Source organism: Microcoleus sp. B3-A4, from assembly GCF_036705385.1.
Taxonomy (GTDB): domain Bacteria; phylum Cyanobacteriota; class Cyanobacteriia; order Cyanobacteriales; family Microcoleaceae; genus Microcoleus.
Map to the genome: position 1 here is coordinate 50,259 of NZ_JAUBUI010000019.1, position 18,890 is coordinate 69,148.

The window sequence follows — 18,890 nt, forward strand, 5'->3', positions numbered from 1 at the left end:
GTGAAATCGGAAAGTTAGATCGCAGCAACATAATCAAAATAAAGGGAGCGATCGCACCAAAGCAATCAACCCCCTTTAAATATTGGGAACTATCTACTTTTTGCGCCGCCGTCGCCAGTCAGCACCCAACCGCTTGAGGTAATCCCAGCCGCGTTGGGGCCAGACATGATCGCTACCGATTTTTTCGGCAATCCAGCGAGCTACTTTGGGGCCTGTCCAGTCTCCGCCGTCGGGGGCAGGGCCTTGCAGCGCTTGTCGCAGTTCTTCTTGCTCTTCAGGACTCAGCAAGGATTTCGCAGGAGGGGGCTGGCGGTCTCCGCTGCGATTTCTCACAGAGTTAGGCCCTTCTCGGTTGTAGCGCTGGACAATTTCTTTGGCGTAGTCGTAGTTGAGGCCTACGACTTGCGCTGCTTGTTTGATCGTCCAATTTCTGGAAACTAACAGCAGCAAGTGCCAGCGGCGCGACTCTGTGGTGTTTTGTGCCTGCCGGTAGCGAATTTTGAGTTCCTCTGCCGTCAGGTGGGATTCTAAGTGAGCTTTAGGTGGCATTCCTCCAACGGGGCATCGGGAACTTCTTACCATATATCTTTGGTTTTGGGGATAATTCCGGATGAAATTATTTTCCTGGGGATCGTTCGGTCAAACAAGTAGCTTTTTTTACCCCAGATGCACGCGGCTAGACACTGTTGAGGAAGGACTGCTGTTTTTTTGCAGGTGCGCGCAACAGGAAACCTCGGCGTGGCGGTGAGCGTTCCGAGCTTTTTTGTGAACCCCAGATTTCTGACAGGCTTTTTGACCCCTGGCACAATGGGGGTGGATCGGAAAAGGTCGATCGCTATTTTCTTCGACCATCGCGCAGCCGCCATTAATTCACTCGGATGACTGATAACTTTCAGTCATTTTTGACTAAAAAAGTGCTTTTCACAATCTGACCATAATTATTAGGAAATGTGCAGCCACAATCTAATATTTTATTATGCTAATTTCTATTTTCAGTTCGTTTATTTCTGAAGTGTCAGGAGCTATTAATTTCGTAAATAATCAGCTTTCAATGTTTCAGGCTCTGGTTTTAAAGTAAATTGATTTTAAAAAAGTTAGTGAGCTTTTGTAAATAAATATTTGTATTAATCTCTGAATAATCGCCAAAATAAAGCAGTTATGACCGGAATTAGTTTATTTTTTGTGCCATCTTTTTCTACCATAAATCCTGGGTTGCGTCGAAGAAAAGCTAGGTTCTAATATTTTAGAATTTAGATTACAGAATTGGGAATGACCGAAAGCATCCAGGATACAAGCCCCCGGATTCATCCGTCGAGAAATAAAAAACCTGTATCCGATGAAACTTGCCCCTCGAATTTATCCGTGGGGTCAATGCTTCAATGCTCCAAGCTAAAATCTAAAATCTAAAATCTAAAATCGATTGACTGATTTCCTAATGATTGCGATTTTGCATAGACATTCTTGGACGCAGAACCTAATTATGTAGGGTTCGTATTCACACCTTACCCATGACTCATATAAATCTCGCGTCAAACCACTTTTTGCATAAGTCCTGATACAGTTGCATTCATGGTTTGTTAAAAGATCAGGTAAAAAACTTGCTCGCTATTTTGTGTCCGGTGGGATTTTGGGAATTTAATCTATTGTAGATAAAATGACCGATCGCCCGATCGAACTTTCGCCACAAAAATAGCCGACTTTGCCTTCGGGCTGTAAGCAGGTACAATTGCCAGTTATATTAACTGTATTGTCTCAAAGTAGAAATGATAAAGGTACGAGCATGGCATCCATCCGCGAGTTGCACCGACAACTGGTCAATAAAGAACGCTCTGCTGTGGAAATTACTCAAGAAGCATTAGACCGAATTACCCAGCTAGAGCCGAAGTTGAAAAGCTTTCTGTGCGTGACAGCAGACAGCGCATTGGCGCAGGCCCATAAAGTGGATGCCCAAATCGCAGCCGGAGAGCAAATTGGCCTGTTGGCCGGCATCCCGATCGCCGTTAAAGATAATATGTGTACCGAGGGCGTTCCCACAACCTGCGCCTCTCGAATTTTGGAGAATTTTGTTCCTCCCTACGATGCAACCGTCGTCTCCAAACTCCAAGCAGCCGGTGCGGTGATTGTGGGTAAGGCGAATATGGACGAGTTTGCAATGGGGAGCTCGACAGAAACTTCTGCCTATCAAGTTACCGCGAATCCTTGGGACTTGGAGCGCGTGCCCGGAGGGTCTTCTGGCGGTTCTGCCGCAGCAGTGGCCGCTGGAGAATGCGTCGTGAGTTTGGGTTCGGATACTGGGGGCTCGATCCGCCAACCTGCTGCTTTTTGCGGGTTGGTGGGGCTGAAACCGACTTATGGGTTGGTTTCTCGCTACGGTTTGGTGGCCTATGCTTCTTCTCTCGATCAAATCGGGCCCTTTGGCCGGACTGTTGAGGATACGGCAATTTTGTTGGGGGCGATCGCCGGTTACGATGCGAAAGATTCCACGAGTCTTAATGTCCCCATTCCTGACTACGCTCAAGCTTTAAGACCAAGTTTGCGACCGAAGGGTCAGATTAGAATTGGTGTAATTAAAGAAACTTTTGGTGTAGGGCTGGACTCGGGGGTTAAAGAAGCGGTTACTAAGGCGATCGAGCAATTTCAACAATTGGGCGCAGAAATTCAAGTCATTTCTTGTCCCCGGTTCCGCTACGGTTTGCCCACTTACTACATCATTGCTCCCTCGGAAGCTTCGGCAAATTTGGCGCGATATGATGGAGTCAAGTACGGTTTCCGATCTCCAGATCCCGATAATCTTTTGGATATGTATGCCAAAACCCGCTCTCAAGGGTTCGGTGCGGAAGTTAAACGCCGGATTGCGATCGGCACTTACGTATTGTCGGCTGGATATTACGATGCCTATTATCTAAAAGCTCAAAAAGTTCGGACTTTGATTAAAGAAGACTTTGAAAAAGCTTTTTCTCAAGTTGATGTTTTAGTCTGTCCCACAGCTCCTACTACCGCATTTAAGGCAGGCGAAAAATTCAATGACCCCCTGAGTATGTATTTGTCAGATTTGATGACTATTCCCGTGAATCTTGCTGGTTTGCCAGCTTTGAATTTGCCCTGCGGATTTGATGATAAAGGACTGCCCGTGGGTATACAACTGATTGGTAATGTTTTGCAAGAATCTCGGTTGTTTCAAGTGGCTCACGCTTACGAACAGTCTACAAATTGGCACTTACACCACCCCGAATTGATTAATTTTTGAAAATCGGCGGAATAGGGCGGCGGAAGTTAGTAATCGATCTTGGCTAATTGTCTGAATTAATCATTGGCCATTAGCTTTTGAGCGATCTCTAATTTCCCGCGTGCTCTATCTATGAACAAGTTGCTAGTATTCCTTTTGTCTAAAGCGCTAATAGCTTTTGGGATAGTTTTGGCCGTTGCTTATTCTGCTGCTTGTGTATTCCTATTTGTAGCACAAGGTAAGTTTATCTTTTTTCCCGCCCGGGCGATCGAAACTACGCCAGATGATTTTCAGTTGAAATATCAAGATGTCTGGCTGCCAATTCCAACTAAAACAGGCACGCTGGACAGCGTGCACGGGTGGTGGATTCCTGCCTCGGAAAATCCCCCCAGCCCCCCCCTAGCAAGGGGTGGAGCAAGAAAGGGAGAGGCTGTTCCCTCTGTTAACACCGGAGACTCGGATACCCCCCCCAGCCCCCCCTTGCCAAAGGGGGGAGCTAGAGGAGTCGGAACGTCCCCGCAAAGTGAGAAACCGGCAGTCGCTCCGGTTCCCCCCCTTAACAAGGGGGGGTTAGGGGGGGTAGTTTTGTACCTGCACGGCAATGCTTCAAATGTGGGAGCAAATGTCGAACACGCTTATCGATTTCATCGATTAGGTTTTTCGGTATTTGTGATGGATTATCGCGGTTATGGAAAAAGCCAGGGCGATTTTCCGAGTGAATCTCAAGTTTATGAGGATGCTCAACTTGCTTGGGATTATTTGGTGAAACAGCGGGGGATTAACCCGAATCAAATTTATCTCTACGGTCATTCTTTGGGAGGGGCGATCGCGATCGATCTAGCCGTGCGTCACCCGGAGGCGGCAGGGTTAATCGTAGAAGGTTCTTTTACTTCGACGCGGGCGATGGTTAATTTCCAAAAAGGGCTGTTTTGGATGTTTCCGATAGATTTGTTGCTGACACAGCGGTTTGATTCTCTTTCAAAAGTCGATCGCCTGCAAATGCCGGTGCTGTTTATTCACGGGACTGCTGACAATGTAGTTCCTGTAGAAATGAGCAAAAAACTGTTTGATGCAGCACCTGAGCCCAAACAGCTTTACATAGTTCCTGAGGGAGGTCACACTAATGTGGCACAGATCGGGGGCGCAGAATATCTGCAAATACTGAGCCAATTTTTAGGTTCTTGAAAGTAGATAAAAGCTATTGGCGGTAACAGGTTAAGTTTGATATCTGTACCGCCTGCTGGCACTTCTAACAGTACATATCTAAAGCGCAGCAGTTATCCCGATGGTACCGCTTACTGCAACCTTAATACATTCAGCCACCAGTCATTCAAGGCATAGCAGTAATTGCAGTAATTGTTCGTGCTTATAACTTGTTCTTTCTTAACTCCGCAGCCTCGCCGAGATGTTTTTTGGTCTGGCATCCGGGCGCCGCAGAGATTGGCATCTGTGAGATTAGCTTTGTTCAATCTCGCATCCCTCAAATCGGCAGATCTAAGGTCGGCACCGCTGAGATTTGCACCGCTTAAATCGGCTTCTTGGAGGTCGGCACCGCTGAGATTTGCACCGCTTAAATCGGCATTTCTCAGGTCGGTTCTACTTAGTTTAGCGGCGCTCAAATTACTGCATTTTAAATTAGCCAACTGGAGGGAGGCGTCTCGCAGAAAACTCTCGCTGAGGTTAGCATTTTCTAAGTTTGCTCCCCTGATGTCGGCCCTGCTCATGTCGGCTTTGCTGAGGTCGGCGTCAGCCAAAAAGGCGTTTCTCATGTTGGCGTTGTTTAAATTAGCTTCCATTAAGTCAGCCGCAGTCAAGTCGGCATCAACTAAGTCGGCCCTGCTGAGAGTGGCGCGGCTCAAGGAAGCGCCAAACAAATCTGCACGGCTCAAGGAAGCGCCAAATAAGTCGCATCCGGGACATCCTCTGGTTTCTAGCAGCCGCTTGACTAGAGACTGATTTTGAGCTTGTAAGGGAAGTGCGGCGCAAAATGGGAGTAGCATTATCGCTGCAGTCAGAATTTTGAGTTTGATTTTGGTCATAGTCTTGGTAAGTCCTGTAACTGCCTTTCATCACCGATTTGTGTGCTGAACTTACGTGCGGGGGACCAAAAACCCGGTTTCCTCGTTAATTCCTCGCTGTCAAACCCAATATTCTGAGCAGAAACTGGGTTGTTTGCGTAAGTCCTAGTCTAGTGGATGGACGTGACTCGACGGTGTAAGGTTCGATCGCGCTCACGGATATTACTTAGACGTTGGGGATGAAAGCCCGCACATCAAGGCTCCGTGGCAGCGATCGGCGAACGGCTGGAGCCCCTCAATACCAGGGATTCTGGAGCTGGCGACGGCTGCGACAAGTGGCAGACTCGGACAACGGATAAGTATTTGTCATCGATGCAGTTGGATTTTGCTGCCGAGGGCGATCGTTCTCCGTACAGGCGATAGGTAAATAAGCCAATTGGCTTAGACTCTTAAGACATATTGCTGATGCGCTGCCTTCTCTAAAAAAGATAGCATTTTTGTGTGATCCCCGAAAGAATACCGAGCAAGCAAGTATAAAAAAAATACCTGGTGTCTCGGCGGGTGGGAAAATTGGGTACAGCTAATACTTTCATACGAGGAAAATAGATGTCCAACAGCATAGATCAACTTGCAGAAGGCGGCAGGGGGATCAAACTCATGTGGCAGATTGCAGACGAGCTCAGTTACACCCGGACTCTCGACAATCGAAATTGTTTGTCGCTGAGCAAAAGTTACGAAGTAGAAGGTCGCAATCGCTCCCAAAATATAAAAAAAGCTAGCGTTTTAGATGGGTTAATGAATTTATTAAACACCTGGGATTGGCAGACTGAAAAACAGCAGGAAGAAGAGCTGAATGAAACTTGTATTCAACATATTAGCCTGCAAGTCAACACAGATGTCAATGCTTTAACCCAAGTTTTGTTGTGGTTTGAACAGTTGAAAGATATATCGCTCCCCAATGAAGTTTGGTTGAACTTTCAGTTGGCGTTGGCTGAAGGTTTCACTAATGCAGTTCGCCACGCTCACAAAAATCTGCCAGTAGAAACTCCTGTTCAACTGGAAATTAGGGTATTTAAGGGACGGTTGGAACTCAAAGTTTGGGATTGCGGCCCGTGTTTTGATTTTGATGCTAAGCTGAAGGAAATTCTGGCAGCAGATAGAAATAACGGCTTGGATTTAGAGGTTATGAACGATACTTGCTTGATGCCTAGCAGACAGAAAACTGTGGAACAGTCTCTATTTCTAATTGCTGGATAGCTTGGGAGCGAGGGACAATTAACAGACTGGCACGGTGAAAAATGTGTTATGCTAAAAACGGTGTTAGGGGAAAAGTTACGGGTTTTGTCTCCGTGTGGGTGAGGGGTTTTGAATACTGGCGACCTGCTGCGGCTTGATTTAAGAGCTATGGTCTTGGGTGACTCTATAGCGGTTCGATAGAAACGGGTGCATCTGTCTAATTAAAGATTAAAAACTAAATATCAAAAGTTAAAAATTATTCACACTAATTTTTGAGATTTTAATTTATCATAGTATCTGGTCGCTCGCCAATTACTAATGATTTCCAAAGAAACTTTATTTGTTCTGTCTCTATTTCCCTACTTGGGATTTCTCTGGTTTTTGACTCGCTCGGGAAAAACACCCCGTTTAGCTTTGATGGGATTTTACGGCACTCTCGTTTTTGTGGCTGTCACTATTCCCGCCGCCATTTACGCAAAAGTTGCCTACAACGAGTCACTAGCAAATGTCGATTGGCTGCACGGTTCTGCAGAACTCTTCTTAACAATTGCCAATATTTTATTAGTTTTAGGCTTTAGAGAAGCGGTGATTAAAGCCAAAGCATCGTCACAGAAGGGCGGCGAGGAGCCAGAGTGTCTTTTAGATGGGGGAGAATAGCCGAGCTCATCTCAGTTTGGTATTTACTCTCCGCATAAATACTCCAGAATAGCCGTAGTTAACAGTTAATTAACTGTTGACATACCAGTTTGTGAGCCGCCAACCGGCAAAATTTTAGGAAAGCATTAGAATATATGGAAACTCACATCAAGCACTTCTAGTGTCCTCACCTTGGTTTCTTGCCACGGGCTCAACTTGAGAGCCGAGATTTTAGGTTAAGAAAGCAAGTTTCTCAGGTATTATCGAGAATGGTGCTCTGGGCGTGAGTGGAAACAGACTACCATGTTGCTAAGTTTAGCTGTGGTGGGAATCTCCAGGCCGGAAAAAAGATGAGCTATTGCCTCAATCCCCATTGCCAAAAGCCGCAGAATGCTGACTCAACCAATTTTTGTCTGGCGTGCGGCTCTAAATTGCTACTGAAAGAGCGTTACCGCGCCATTCAACCTATCGGTGAAGGAACATTTGGCAGAACTTTTTTAGCTGTCGATGAAGATAGGTTGAAAACTCCTTGCGCCATCAAACAATTTTTCCCCCAAGTTCAAGAAAAGGCTGAATTAGAAAAGGCAACTGCACTGTTCAAACAAGAAGCTCACCGACTGCACGAACTCGGAGAGCACCCGCAGATTCCAAGTTTGCTGGCTTCTTTTGAACAAGCCAAACGTCTGTATCTTGTCGAAGAGTTAATCGAGGGAAATAATTTGTTTCAGGAGTTGCAGCAGCAGGGAGCTTTTAGCGAGGAACAGATTTGGGAATTGTTGATCAATTTGTTGCCTGTTTTGCAATTTGTTCACGAGCAGCAGGTGATTCATCGGGATATTAAGCCGGAAAATATTGTGCGGAGAACTCCCCAAACCTTGTGGGCTGCGGCGGGATATGGCAGCTCGACTCCTGGTAAAGGAAAAGGAGGGGCAAATTTACCTCAATCTTCTGCTGGTATGAAAGGGCTAATTGTGGCTGAATCTCCTGCTGTACAGGGGAAGGCCAGGGGGGGTCAGTTTGTGCTAGTAGATTTTGGAGTTGCTAAGCACATTACCGGTCTTTCTGAGGCGCAAACTGGGACGATAACTGGAACTGCAGGCTATGCGCCGATCGAACAAATTCGCAGCGGCAAGGCCTATCCGGCGAGCGATCTTTACAGTTTGGGCGTTACCTGCATTCACCTGCTAACTGGGGCGGTATTGAAGGATTTGTTCGATGCTTTGGAATGCAAATGGATTTGGCGATCGCACTTGGCGCAAAAAGGCATAAAAGTCAGCCAAAAATTAGCAACTATTTTGAATAAATTGCTCAAAGATTCGGTACGAGAGCGATATCAATCCGCTGCTGAAGTGTTGCAAGACTTGGTAAATTTTGGGCAATATCCCCGCTCTCAAATAAGTTATAATTCGCCCACCAAAATCGCTATTAATTCGCCAGTAACTAACTCGCAGCCAAATACAGCAACCGCCGTCTCCGCCGCGCCACCCCAGAAGATTCATGTTGTACCATCCGCTGGCAATCCGAGATTATTGTCCTCTAATAACTGGCGGTGCGATCGCATTCTCCAAGGCCATTCAGCCCCGGTTAATGCTGTGGTTATTAATCCTCAAGGCAATATTCTCGCGAGCGCCAGCGACGATAAAACAATTAAGCTGTGGGACCTGCAAACAGGTGAATTCATCCATACTTTTTTCGGTCATTCCGCAACGGTTGATGCTGTGGCAATCAGCTCAGACGGGAGAATGCTGGTTAGCGGCAGTTTTGACAGAAAAGTCATTGAGTGGAAGCTGGATAAAAAGGCGATGATTCGCGAATTTTATAGCGATTTTGGTTCGCCGTACAGTCACCGCTACGGCTCCGTGTACTCGGTGGCTTTTAGTTGCGACTCTGGAGCGATTGCGAGTGCCAGCGGCGACAAGAGTATTAAATTGTGGAACCAGCGCAACGGAGCATTGGTTCAAAAACTTTCGGGACATTCTGATAAGGTTTTATCTGTTAGTTTTCGCCCTCAAAGTATGATGCTTGCCAGCGGCAGTGCTGACACAACTATCAAGATGTGGCTGGTAGGTGTTGGGGAGAGTGTACGGACTTTTGTCGGTCATTCAGATTGGGTTTATGCGATCGCATTTAGTCAAGATGGAAAGACGATTGTCAGTGGAAGTGCCGACGCTACTGTTAAATTGTGGAATGCCGATACAGGGGAATTGATTAATACTTTGAGCGGGCATTCGGATGCGGTAATTTCGGTGGCGATTAGTCCAGATCGCGAAATTATGGCTAGCGGCAGTCGAGATGGTACAGTTAAACTCTGGAACCTGGAAACAGGAGAATGTTTGTGCTCTCTTGCTGGGTGCAATCCGGTGGCTTTTAGTCCTGACGGTCAAACTTTAGTCACCGGTGGGGAGGGCGGCGAAGTGTTAATTTGGCGCGCGTCTGTTTAGTTGGGCGAGATAAGTGACATACTTGTGAAGGCGATCGGTGTCAGTGTCAAGTAAACGACGGGCCCAAGAATGTACATTAAGTTGCGATCGCATTTCTCGAAACACCGCAGCATCTCCGCGATTGTCTAGAGGAAAAACCCAAGCATCAAATTTAGCCGACTTGAGACGGCTAACAGTTCCCTCGCCATCTTGCACCCACAATTGACGGTTAATGCGAAAGGGTTGACAGGAATATTCACCGACAACAATTCCTCCCACAGAAACGCTAGCACCTTCTCCCCGATTGGAAAGTTCTTGTAAAATAGCTTTGAGAGAATTGAGTTTTTTCCCGTCTTGTACTTGCTGCGGTGTCAGCTTGACAATCACCATTTCTAAAACTTCGACAGGTTTTGTCGATCGTACAATGTTGACCGGTTGCGTCGCCCAAGAATTTTGTGTTTCCGGTTGCCCCGCCCAAGAGTTTTGTGTTTCCGGTTCCGCCGGCCAAGAGTTGTTTATTTCCGATTCCGCCCTCTCGATTTCCTCTGTAACCTGTACTGTTTCCACCGGCTTGGCCGTGTCTACAATTATCTGAATTTCCTCCCCATCTTTCTCAATTTTTCCACTAATCTGTAAGATAGCATTCTCTACAATGTAAGGCTTCACTTGTTCGTAAGCCTTGGGGAACACAACAGCTTTTATTTGATGTGTCAAATCTTCTAACTGCAAAATAGCCATCGCATCGCCTTTTTTTGTCACTACCATTTTGATAGCGTTGAGCATGACAATAACTGATACTTTCCCCTTTTTATCTGCTAACTGTTCGAGAGTCACTACATCGGGGTCTTGGTTTACTTGCATGAGAAACTTTAGGGGATGTTCTGATACATAAAAGCCCAGCAATTCTTTTTCTAAACGCAATTTCTCCTGTTTGTCATAATCTTGTACCAATTTAGATTTAGGTGCCGACTCATAGGTATTGACCGACTTACCAAAGCTATTCGTACCTAACAAGTCAAAGAGATTACCTTGCCCGCTTTCTCTATCTCTTTTGCGCTCTTGCGCCCATTTCATCACTCCTTCGAGGTCGTTTACTAATTGCTTGCGGTTGTTTTCAATTTTATCAAAAGCACCGCATTGAATTAATGCTTCTAAAGCGCGGCGGTTGACAGAATGGAGATTTACGCGATCGCACAAATCAGCCAGCGATTTAAACTTACCCTCTTCCTGCCTCGCTGCCAAAATATTTTCAATCGCCGCTTCTCCCACATTTTTAACAGCAGAAATTCCAAACAATATTTTATCTTTTGCCGAGCCAGTCATCAGTTTGGGAAGCGGTGTAAAAGTAAGTTCCGAGCTATTAACATCGGGCGGCTCAACCTCAATACCCAGCTTGAGACAATTGGCAATATATTTCTGTACTTTATCCTGATCGCCCCTGTTAGCAGTCAGCAGTGCAGCCATGTATTCTAGAGGATAATTCGCCTTTAAATATGCAGTTTGATAGGTAATATAGGCATAGGCCATTGAATGGGATTTATTAAAACAGTATTCAGCGAATTGCAGCATCTGCGCGAACAGTTTATCAGCAATTCTTTGACTGACTCCATTCTTAGTGGCCCCGTCGATAAACGTTTCTTTTTGCTTTTGCATTTCATCAGCTTTCTTCTTGCCCATTGCGCGCCGCAGCAAGTCAGCTTGACCCAAAGAATAGCCCGCCAAATCTTGAGCCATCCGCATAATTTGCTCTTGAAAGCAAAGCGTTCCGTAAGTCTCTTTTAAAATCGGCTCTAATAGCGGATGATCGTACTCAACTGTTTTACCGTGCTTGCAGTCAATAAACTGAGGAATCAAACCTGCATCCAGCGGCCCGGGTCGGTAAAGTGCCAAAATAGAAGAAATATCATCCAGACAGGAAGGTTTGAGTTTTTTCACTACATCCAGCATTCCAGAGGATTCTAACTGAAAAATACCTTCTAAATCTCCTCTTTCTAAAAGTCTATAAGTTTTATCTACATCATTCGGTAACTTTTTGATTCTGGCAAAAGTCTCTTGAGCTCTGCGCTCTATATCAGAAGGTAGCATTTCTGGATCGACAATTAGATTTTGGGTTTGCTGAATGTAATCAACAGTTTTCTGGAGCGTTGTTAAATTTTTTAATCCCAAAAAGTCCATTTTCAGCAGCCCCAAAAATTCCAAATCTTCCATGAAATATTGGGTAATCACAGCCCCCTCATTATTTTTTTGCAGCGGTACAAGTTCATCCAACGGCTCTGAAGAAATTACCACACCTGCCGCGTGAACACCATAGGTTTTGTTGGTTCCTTCAATGCGAATTGCCATGTCAATCCACTGACGAACGGGGACTTCTGTCCCTGTTTCTTCATTAATGCAAATTGTCTTTTCATAGTTGTCTTTAAATTCCTGTGCAGGTGTGTCATCGGAAATCATCACTTTAAGTTTTTCCGGTTTTCCCCGGGAGACGGGAATTAATTTTGCCATTTCGTCTGCTTTTTTGTAGGGAATACCTAACACTCTGGCAACATCTTTCAAGACAGCTTTTGATGTCATTCTGTTGAAAGTAATAATTTGCGCTACGCGATCACTACCATATTTTTCCGTAACGTATTTAATCATGTCGTCCCGCCTTTCTATGCAGAAATCGCTATCAATATCTGGCATAGATTTGCGTTCGGGATTGAGAAATCGCTCGAATAGTAGTCCGTGGTGTACGGGGTCGATATTGGTGATTTTGAGGACGTAGGCAACTAGAGAACCTGCGGCAGAACCACGTCCTGGGCCTACTGGAATATTGTTGTCTCTAGCATATTTTATGTAGTCCCAAACTACTAAAAAGTATTCCGAAAAGCCCATCTGCTGAAGCATTTTCAGTTCGTATTCTAGTCTTTGTTTGTAGATGGGGGGGATTTCATTTCTAGTGCGGGCTTTGAGGCGTTCTAATAGTCCCAGCCAGGATATTTCTTCTACATAAGTATCGGCTGTATGTTCTGGGGGAATTGGAATTGTGGGAATTCGAGCTTCTCCTGTGAGCTCGTATCTCGATACTTTATTTGCGACTTCTAGGGTATTTTCGATCGCCTCTTTGATTGTTTCATCATCCAAATGGTCTCGAAACAGTTGCGCCATCTCGTCTGCGGACTTCAAATACTCTGTGCCGCTGTAGCGCATCCGCTTGTCTTCTTCAATAAGTTTGTTGGTATTAATGCACAGCAAAGCATCGTGTGCTTCTACGTCGTTGCAGGAAATATAGTGAGAATCATTGGTGGCAATTATTTTAATCTTGAGTTCGCGGGCAATTTTGACGATTTCAACATTAACAATCCGGTCTTCTGGGGAACCGTGGTCTTGAATTTCTATATAGTAATCTTCCCCAAATACTTCTTTATACCATGTGGCTACTTCACGGGCAGCATCTAGCTTGTTTTGCAGAATCATTTGGGGAACTTCGCCACCCAAACAAGCACTGGTAACAATTAAACCTTCAGAGTATTGTTTGAGCAGCTCTTTGTTGATGCAGGGGCGGGCAAAAATACCTCTTTCTGGCATTCCCTTTAAGTGGGAAATTGTGGTTAGTTTAACGAGGTTTTTATAACCTTGAGTATTTTTAGCTAAAACCACTTGATGGTATTTTCTTCTACCTCGAACTTTTACTTCAATGTCGCCGTTGACGACATACATTTCATTGCCAATAATCGGCTTGATATTTTTATTTCTGCAAACTTTGATTAGCTCGATCGCGCCGTACATCACCCCGTGGTCTGTAAGGGCGATCGCGGGCATCCCCAATTCCACCGCCCGTTCTGCGAGCTGTTGTAGCTGAGAAGCCCCGTCCAGCAGGCTATAATCGCTGTGAATGTGCAAACCAACGAAGGACATAGGGATTTAAAATATAAGATTTGAGAATTTAGATTCTACACCATAGGCGTGTCAAAGCGTAAAATAAAAAACAAAGCTTTATATCACTCTTGAGCTGGTTTGTGCTGGGGCTTCTAGAAGTGCAAAAGATGAGGTTGTCGCGGTATTGAGGATTGAATGGGTAAATTATTCTCGCTCGCGATCGAACTTTTACAAACTTGCTTGTTGCAAATAACGCTCCAAGTCTTTAACTCGTTCTTGTGTCACCCTCGCTCTGCAATAACCGTAGGTAGAAGCAGCCAAAGTTCCACCTTCAAACTGTCCCATTTCATAATTGCAAGATTCATCTCTAAACTTGAGCCAACTACGCTGTGCTACTATCAATCTTTGCTTTTGTTTGCTGTTGAGTTTCGGCTGAAGTTGCTGATATACTTGATTGAGTTTTCTGTCTGCTGCCTGAAACTCTTGACTGGAACAGGTATTCTGCTCCTGTGTAGTTTGAGGACTTTTGCAGTTAGGCTGTTGGGCGAGTAGCAAGGAAGTGTTGCTGGCTTTGCTGGGAAGCAAAAATCCGGCTGTCAACAAAAGCAAACTCGCCGCAAATTTTACCCAAATAGTGCTATTTTTCACTTCGTTTCTCCTTTTTTTACTCTTTAATTTTCTCTGCTGGCTGAGCCGATCGCCAAATCCACCAAGCCGCCGCCCATAGAGTAAAATTGCCGATGAGAGTCATCCCCGCTTGCAGGGTAACAATCCATTCTAGGGCTGGGGAGTTGTCAAAATAGTGCCATGTACAGGCACACATTGCGCTGACGAGAGCGGGCAGCATTCCGGCGGAAAGGGCCCACCAAGCTCGGTTTTGAGTGACTTCGCCGTAAGTCCAAATTAACCAGATGGCGGCAATCCACTCGATGACGCTAGAGATGTGAATAATCCAGGTGGGAATTGACAAAGCGTGCATTTTTTGTATTGTGAACGAAGATGAAAAATTTATCGATAACGAAGATAAAAGATTTATCTATCGGGACTTACGAAACTGTCATATAAAGTATGATGCGTCATACAATTTTAGATTAGCGATTTGAGATTTTATTAGATTTGCGATTTGAGCTGACTGATGACGTAAAGCCTTGAAGCTTCCTGACAGTAGCATTTTTTTGGTAGTAGGATCAAATCTCAAATATCAAAAAAATCTCAAATCTAAAATCTAAAATAGTTAGATTCCCCACCACAAACAAAGAAAAGAGTAGAAATGCGAGCAATTTTGTGCGGCTATTACGGTAAAGGCAACGGCGGCGACGAGGCGCTGTTGGCATCGCTACTGCAAATGTTACCAGATGGCGTGACGCCGATCGTCCTGTCTGGCAATCCTGTCGAGACAAATCAGCGGTACGGGGTAGCTGCGCGCGATCGCATGAATGCGTTCCAAGTTCTCGAAGCACTCCGCACATCCGACGCCCTAATCTGGGGCGGCGGTAGTTTAATCCAAGACGCTACTAGCATTGCGAGCCCTTTCTATTATGGGGGTTTGATGGGATTAGCGCAGCGGATGGGCTTAAAAACGGTTGCCTGGGCCCAGGGAATTGGGCCTTTGAAGCGCGAAATGACTCGCAAGTTATCTCAGCGCTGTTTTGCTGGATGCACCGCCGTCAGCGTGCGCGATAAAGGTTCAGCTACTTTACTTGCAGATTGGCAAATTCCCTTTACTTTAGCGCCCGATCCCGTGTGGGCTTTGGAGAATTCTCCTGTGTCGGGTTTGTGGGATTTACCTGCGCCCAGAGTTGCTGTTTGTTTGCGTTCTCATCCTACACTAACTCCCGCGCGTTTGTCAATTTTAAGTCAAGCTTTAGTTGACTTTCAAAAAGCAACTCGCACCTTAATTTTGCTGCTGCCTTTTCAAGCGTCTCACGACTTAGAGATTGCGAAACATTTGCACGAAGCCCTGCCCAAAACGAGCCGCATTCTCAGTTTAGAAGACCCCAGAAAATTGAAAGGAGTGTTCCGGGGAGTCGAAATGGCGATCGGGATGCGCTACCACAGTTTAATTATGGCAGCATCCGAAGAATGCCGCTGTTTTGCCCTCAGCTACGATCCGAAAGTAAGCCAGTTAATGGAAGAGCTAGAAATGCCAGGATACTTATTATCAGAATTGCCAGACGATCCTTATTTAATTAGCAAAACCTGGATGGAACACTATGCTAACGGCGACGCCTTATCTCCAGACAGGATAAAATTTATAGTAGAGCGATCGCTCTTTCACCGCGAAGTATTGCGAGCCGCGCTCCAGCAGTCTCCGTAAGAGGTAAAAAATCGTGACAGCCAGTACAGCCGACTTAAAAATTACCTGGGAAAAATTGCCCGACGACTTCATTTTAGAGGATCAACCTCTGCAAAATATCGACCAACCCTTACTCGCTGCCGCCTTGCGAGAAATCTTAGAAATCGCGGGGCTAATTTTGGATGGAACATTAGTTGCCCCTAATATGGGGATTTGTGCCACCTTAGATAATAAGCTAGTTATCAAAGCTCCCGATTTGTTTTATGCTCGCAACGTACAGCCGCTTTCTAGTCAAGAAATTCGCCGCAGCTACACTCCGAACTTAGAAGGCGAAATTCCGGCCTTCGTCATGGAGTTCTTGTCAGCTACTTCCTACGATGAATATTCTAACAAACCAACTTATCCACCGGGAAAATGGTTTTTTTATAGACAAGTATTGCGAGTACCAATATATGCACTTTTGGAGCCAGCCGCTGGAGTGTTAGAAGTCTACCAGTTGGATTCATCAGGAGATTATCAAATACAGGAACCTGATTCAAACAATCGTTATTGGATTGAAGGAATTGGGTTATTTCTGGGTGTTTGGCAGGGAACAAAAGCCGAAAGAACCGGATATTGGTTGCGGTGGTGGGATGAAAGCGGAGAGATGTTATTGTGGGGAGCAGAAATGGTATAAAGGGAACGGCAGCGAGCCGATCGACTAGCTGCACAATTAAGAGCAGCAGGCATGGAACCAGAGGCCTAATGCAATAATGAGCCATTTAAAATTGTCCCTCTGCAATTTAATATTGCTCATTAATTAAAAAGTATTGAACAACATCGCAAAAATCAATATTTATCTGCGTTAATCCACGTTCATCTGCCTTCATCAGCGGTTAAAAAGTACATTCAGGAGACAGCAAAATTGGCAAGAGTAAGAGTGCGGGAACACGTCAATCCCCTATCAATTAGATATCAAGCATCTGCAAGTCCCCCGGATTGGACTAAAATCTATGGCGACTTAAATTTACCGCTGCATTTAGATATCGGCTGCGGCAGAGGACGGTTTTTGTGGCACATGGCGCAAGTACAAACTGACTGGAATTTTCTCGGACTAGAAATTCGGGAACCTCTGGTAGAGGAGGCGAATCTGTGGCGGGACGAAAAAGGCTTGACAAATTTGCACTATTTGTTTTGCAATGCTAATAGTTCCCTGAAGCCCATTTTAGAAACTTTACCCGCAGGTATTTTGCAGCGGGTTAGCATTCAGTTTCCCGATCCCTGGTTCAAGAAAAAGCACCACAAACGGCGGGTGGTGCAGCAGGAATTAGTCAACGAATTGGCAACTTATCTGGCAATTGGCGGCGAAGTGTTTATTCAGTCAGATATTGAAGAAGTAGAAAGAGAAATGTGCGATCGCTTTTCATCTCACCCTAGTTTTAAACGTCAAAACGGTGACCACTGGCTAGCAGAAAATCCCCTACCTGTTGCTACTGAAAGAGAAATTGCTACTCTGAAACGCGGTGAACCAGTTTATCGAGCACTCTATCAAAAATAATGCTCGCTTTTGCAAGCTCACCTTTGTGATAAATGTTATAACTTACATCTTGCACCTTGGTTAGGAACAGGCAAGATGCCTGTTCGACAAAACTTAATTTTCTTGTGGAACGGGCATCTTGCCCGTTAATAAAATAATTTTTTCTAGCTTAAACCCAAGACGCCAGCCACATCCTAATTTTCCATTCCATTTGCGATAAAGGCAGTCCCAAATACATAGGCATCCAAAAAATAAAAGCACCCAAAACCAGAAAAATAATTGTTACCCCCATCCCTCGGAGTCGAGTTTGAGGGCTGTGCAGCCACCTGTCAGTCCACCAAGCAAGTGCTAAGGCTGCAAACACAGAACAGCCCATATAATGGTACAAAAATATGCAGCGAGTCACCTTCACCCAAGGCAGCAAATTAGCGGCCCAATTAACTATTAAATATAACCCCAGCCACATTTCAGCAGTCGGCGGAAACAAAATCGGCCGCTGCTGTTCTATCGTGTCAACTGAAGCCTCGCTGCGCGTTTGCAGCCACACCAAAATCCGGTGAACTAAAACTCCTATTACTAGCAGTAAAGCTAAGGTTGAAAGCCACCAAAGCAATGGATTTCCCATGGCGTGAACGTCAAAAATTGCCTGAGTTGCACCTTCAGGTAAAGGCGGCAACTCCGGATCTGGTTGGGCATTGCTGCTAGCCGTTTTGTAGAAGTAAACTATGGGGCGCAGCATCAAAGGCCAACTGTACCACGTGGAACAGTAAGGATGCACGTCAGGCCCGCTTTTAATCCGCTGGTGATAAGTCAAAATCTCCGTTTGCATCTGCCAGAAATTCGGAGTTGGATTAAAGTACAGGTGAGGAATCCAAGAGATGCTGTAAACTAGAATAGGAATAATAGCTAGACTCAAGCCGAGTTCTATAAAATTGAGTTTAGTCAGTTTTTGTACTGGACTTTCGGCAGGAATTAGATGTGAATCTACCTCGCGGCTTTGTTCTTCATTTCCTCTGTTACCCTGGATAAAACGAATTGCCCAAGCACAGATTAAAATTAGATAAGTACCGAAAAGAAACCACAATCCGTTCCATTTGATAGCCGCAGATGCGCCGAAACCTATTCCGGCGAGTACCAGCCAAAGCCAGCGCTTTTTGCCTTTCGCTTCTACGGCTTTTAAAATAAATAACTGACCTAAAATTCCAAATAAAACCAGATAAATGTTGTTCAGCGCGTAGCGAGACTCCACTAAAAACAGACCGTCGCAGGCGATCAATAAAGCAGCAATAAAAACAAAGGTGCGGCGCGGAACTAGCTGATAAGCTAGTGCTCCCACAACTAAGGGAATAAAGGAACCCGTGAGAGCATTCAGCCAGCGGTAATCCCAAGGGGAAAGCAGGGAGCCAGCCTTAGTGTTGACGGCTGTTTGTCCGAATGGAAGGTGAGTGCCGATCCAAATGCCGATCGCAATTATGTACTGGCTCAGAGGCGGGTGAGCGTTGAAAAAAGGAGTTTTTGTGAGATAATCGTTGGCAAATTTAGCGTAGTAAACCTCGTCAAATACTAAGGTGTTAAATCGCTCCAGTTCCCAAAAGCGTAGTGTTAAGGATAGGAGGAACACAGCGAACATTCCTAAGCAAAAAACTAAAGTAGATCTGTTGAATTGTTTTTTGTTGATTTTCAT

14 protein-coding genes and 1 pseudogene are annotated in these 18,890 nt (G+C 45.3%); 9 read left to right on the forward strand and 6 right to left on the reverse strand.

What is annotated here, in order from left to right:
- Positions 1-93: 93 nt before the first annotated feature.
- Positions 94-549: a helix-turn-helix domain-containing protein gene (locus QUB33_RS10815; RefSeq protein ID WP_333350265.1), complete on the reverse strand. Its 456-nt coding sequence runs from the start codon at positions 547-549 to the stop codon at positions 94-96.
- A 1,231-nt stretch (positions 550-1,780) separates the two neighbouring features.
- Between QUB33_RS10815 and gatA the strand changes: the two genes are divergently transcribed.
- Together gatA and QUB33_RS10825 are read left to right on the forward strand one after the other, a co-directional pair.
- Complete coding sequence (gatA, locus tag QUB33_RS10820) at positions 1,781-3,247, forward strand: Asp-tRNA(Asn)/Glu-tRNA(Gln) amidotransferase subunit GatA (protein ID WP_333350213.1); 1,467 nt, start codon at positions 1,781-1,783, stop codon at positions 3,245-3,247.
- A gap of 111 nt (positions 3,248-3,358) precedes the next feature.
- A complete protein-coding gene (locus QUB33_RS10825) occupies positions 3,359-4,411 on the forward strand; it encodes an alpha/beta fold hydrolase (protein WP_333350215.1) in 1,053 nt (350 codons plus the stop codon).
- A 110-nt stretch (positions 4,412-4,521) separates the two neighbouring features.
- Here the strand turns inward: QUB33_RS10825 and QUB33_RS10830 are convergent, their stop codons facing one another.
- Complete coding sequence (locus QUB33_RS10830; RefSeq protein ID WP_333350217.1) at positions 4,522-5,265, reverse strand: pentapeptide repeat-containing protein; 744 nt, start codon at positions 5,263-5,265, stop codon at positions 4,522-4,524.
- Positions 5,266-5,508: 243 nt separating this feature from the next.
- Here QUB33_RS10830 and QUB33_RS10835 point away from each other — a divergent pair, with 243 nt between their 5' ends.
- The 4 genes from QUB33_RS10835 to QUB33_RS10850 all read left to right on the forward strand — a co-directional run bounded on the left by QUB33_RS10835 (position 5,509) and on the right by QUB33_RS10850 (position 9,557).
- Positions 5,509-5,667: a hypothetical protein gene (locus QUB33_RS10835; RefSeq protein WP_333350219.1), complete on the forward strand. Its 159-nt coding sequence runs from the start codon at positions 5,509-5,511 to the stop codon at positions 5,665-5,667.
- A 183-nt stretch (positions 5,668-5,850) separates the two neighbouring features.
- Complete coding sequence (locus QUB33_RS10840; protein ID WP_333350222.1) at positions 5,851-6,501, forward strand: ATP-binding protein; 651 nt, start codon at positions 5,851-5,853, stop codon at positions 6,499-6,501.
- Between the two features lie 297 nt (positions 6,502-6,798).
- The gene (locus QUB33_RS10845) at positions 6,799-7,137 is read left to right on the forward strand and encodes a DUF3593 domain-containing protein (protein WP_190656609.1); all 339 of its coding nucleotides are present in this window, start codon (positions 6,799-6,801) and stop codon (positions 7,135-7,137) included.
- 329 nt (positions 7,138-7,466) lie between these two features.
- Positions 7,467-9,557 carry a protein kinase domain-containing protein gene (locus tag QUB33_RS10850; RefSeq protein ID WP_333350224.1) on the forward strand — a complete coding sequence of 697 codons (2,091 nt, stop codon included), beginning with the start codon at positions 7,467-7,469 and terminating at the stop codon, positions 9,555-9,557.
- On the opposite strand, the gene QUB33_RS10855 is transcribed toward QUB33_RS10850, so the two are convergent.
- The 3 genes from QUB33_RS10855 to QUB33_RS10865 all read right to left on the reverse strand — a co-directional run bounded on the left by QUB33_RS10855 (position 9,534) and on the right by QUB33_RS10865 (position 14,373).
- Positions 9,534-13,433 (reverse strand): DNA polymerase III subunit alpha, encoded by a 3,900-nt coding sequence (locus tag QUB33_RS10855; protein WP_333350226.1) that lies wholly within the window; start codon positions 13,431-13,433, stop codon positions 9,534-9,536. The two genes, QUB33_RS10850 and QUB33_RS10855, sit on opposite strands and share 24 nt — an antisense overlap.
- A 189-nt stretch (positions 13,434-13,622) precedes the next feature.
- Positions 13,623-14,042, reverse strand: a complete 420-nt coding sequence (locus tag QUB33_RS10860; protein ID WP_333159858.1) for a lysozyme inhibitor LprI family protein — start codon at positions 14,040-14,042, stop codon at positions 13,623-13,625.
- A 16-nt stretch (positions 14,043-14,058) separates the two neighbouring features.
- Complete coding sequence (locus tag QUB33_RS10865) at positions 14,059-14,373, reverse strand: DUF2499 domain-containing protein (protein WP_333159860.1); 315 nt, start codon at positions 14,371-14,373, stop codon at positions 14,059-14,061.
- Positions 14,374-14,664: 291 nt separating this feature from the next.
- Between QUB33_RS10865 and csaB the strand changes: the two genes are divergently transcribed.
- The 3 genes and pseudogenes from csaB (at position 14,665) to trmB (ending at position 17,227) form a co-directional block, all read left to right on the forward strand.
- Positions 14,665-15,711 carry a polysaccharide pyruvyl transferase CsaB gene (gene csaB, locus QUB33_RS10870; protein ID WP_333350229.1) on the forward strand — a complete coding sequence of 349 codons (1,047 nt, stop codon included), beginning with the start codon at positions 14,665-14,667 and terminating at the stop codon, positions 15,709-15,711.
- A gap of 13 nt (positions 15,712-15,724) precedes the next feature.
- Positions 15,725-16,435, forward strand: a pseudogene (locus QUB33_RS10875) (Uma2 family endonuclease).
- Between the two features lie 159 nt (positions 16,436-16,594).
- A complete protein-coding gene (trmB, locus tag QUB33_RS10880; RefSeq protein ID WP_333350231.1) occupies positions 16,595-17,227 on the forward strand; it encodes a tRNA (guanosine(46)-N7)-methyltransferase TrmB in 633 nt (210 codons plus the stop codon).
- 148 nt (positions 17,228-17,375) lie between these two features.
- On the opposite strand, the gene QUB33_RS10885 is transcribed toward trmB, so the two are convergent.
- Complete coding sequence (locus QUB33_RS10885) at positions 17,376-18,890, reverse strand: phospholipid carrier-dependent glycosyltransferase (RefSeq protein WP_333350233.1); 1,515 nt, start codon at positions 18,888-18,890, stop codon at positions 17,376-17,378.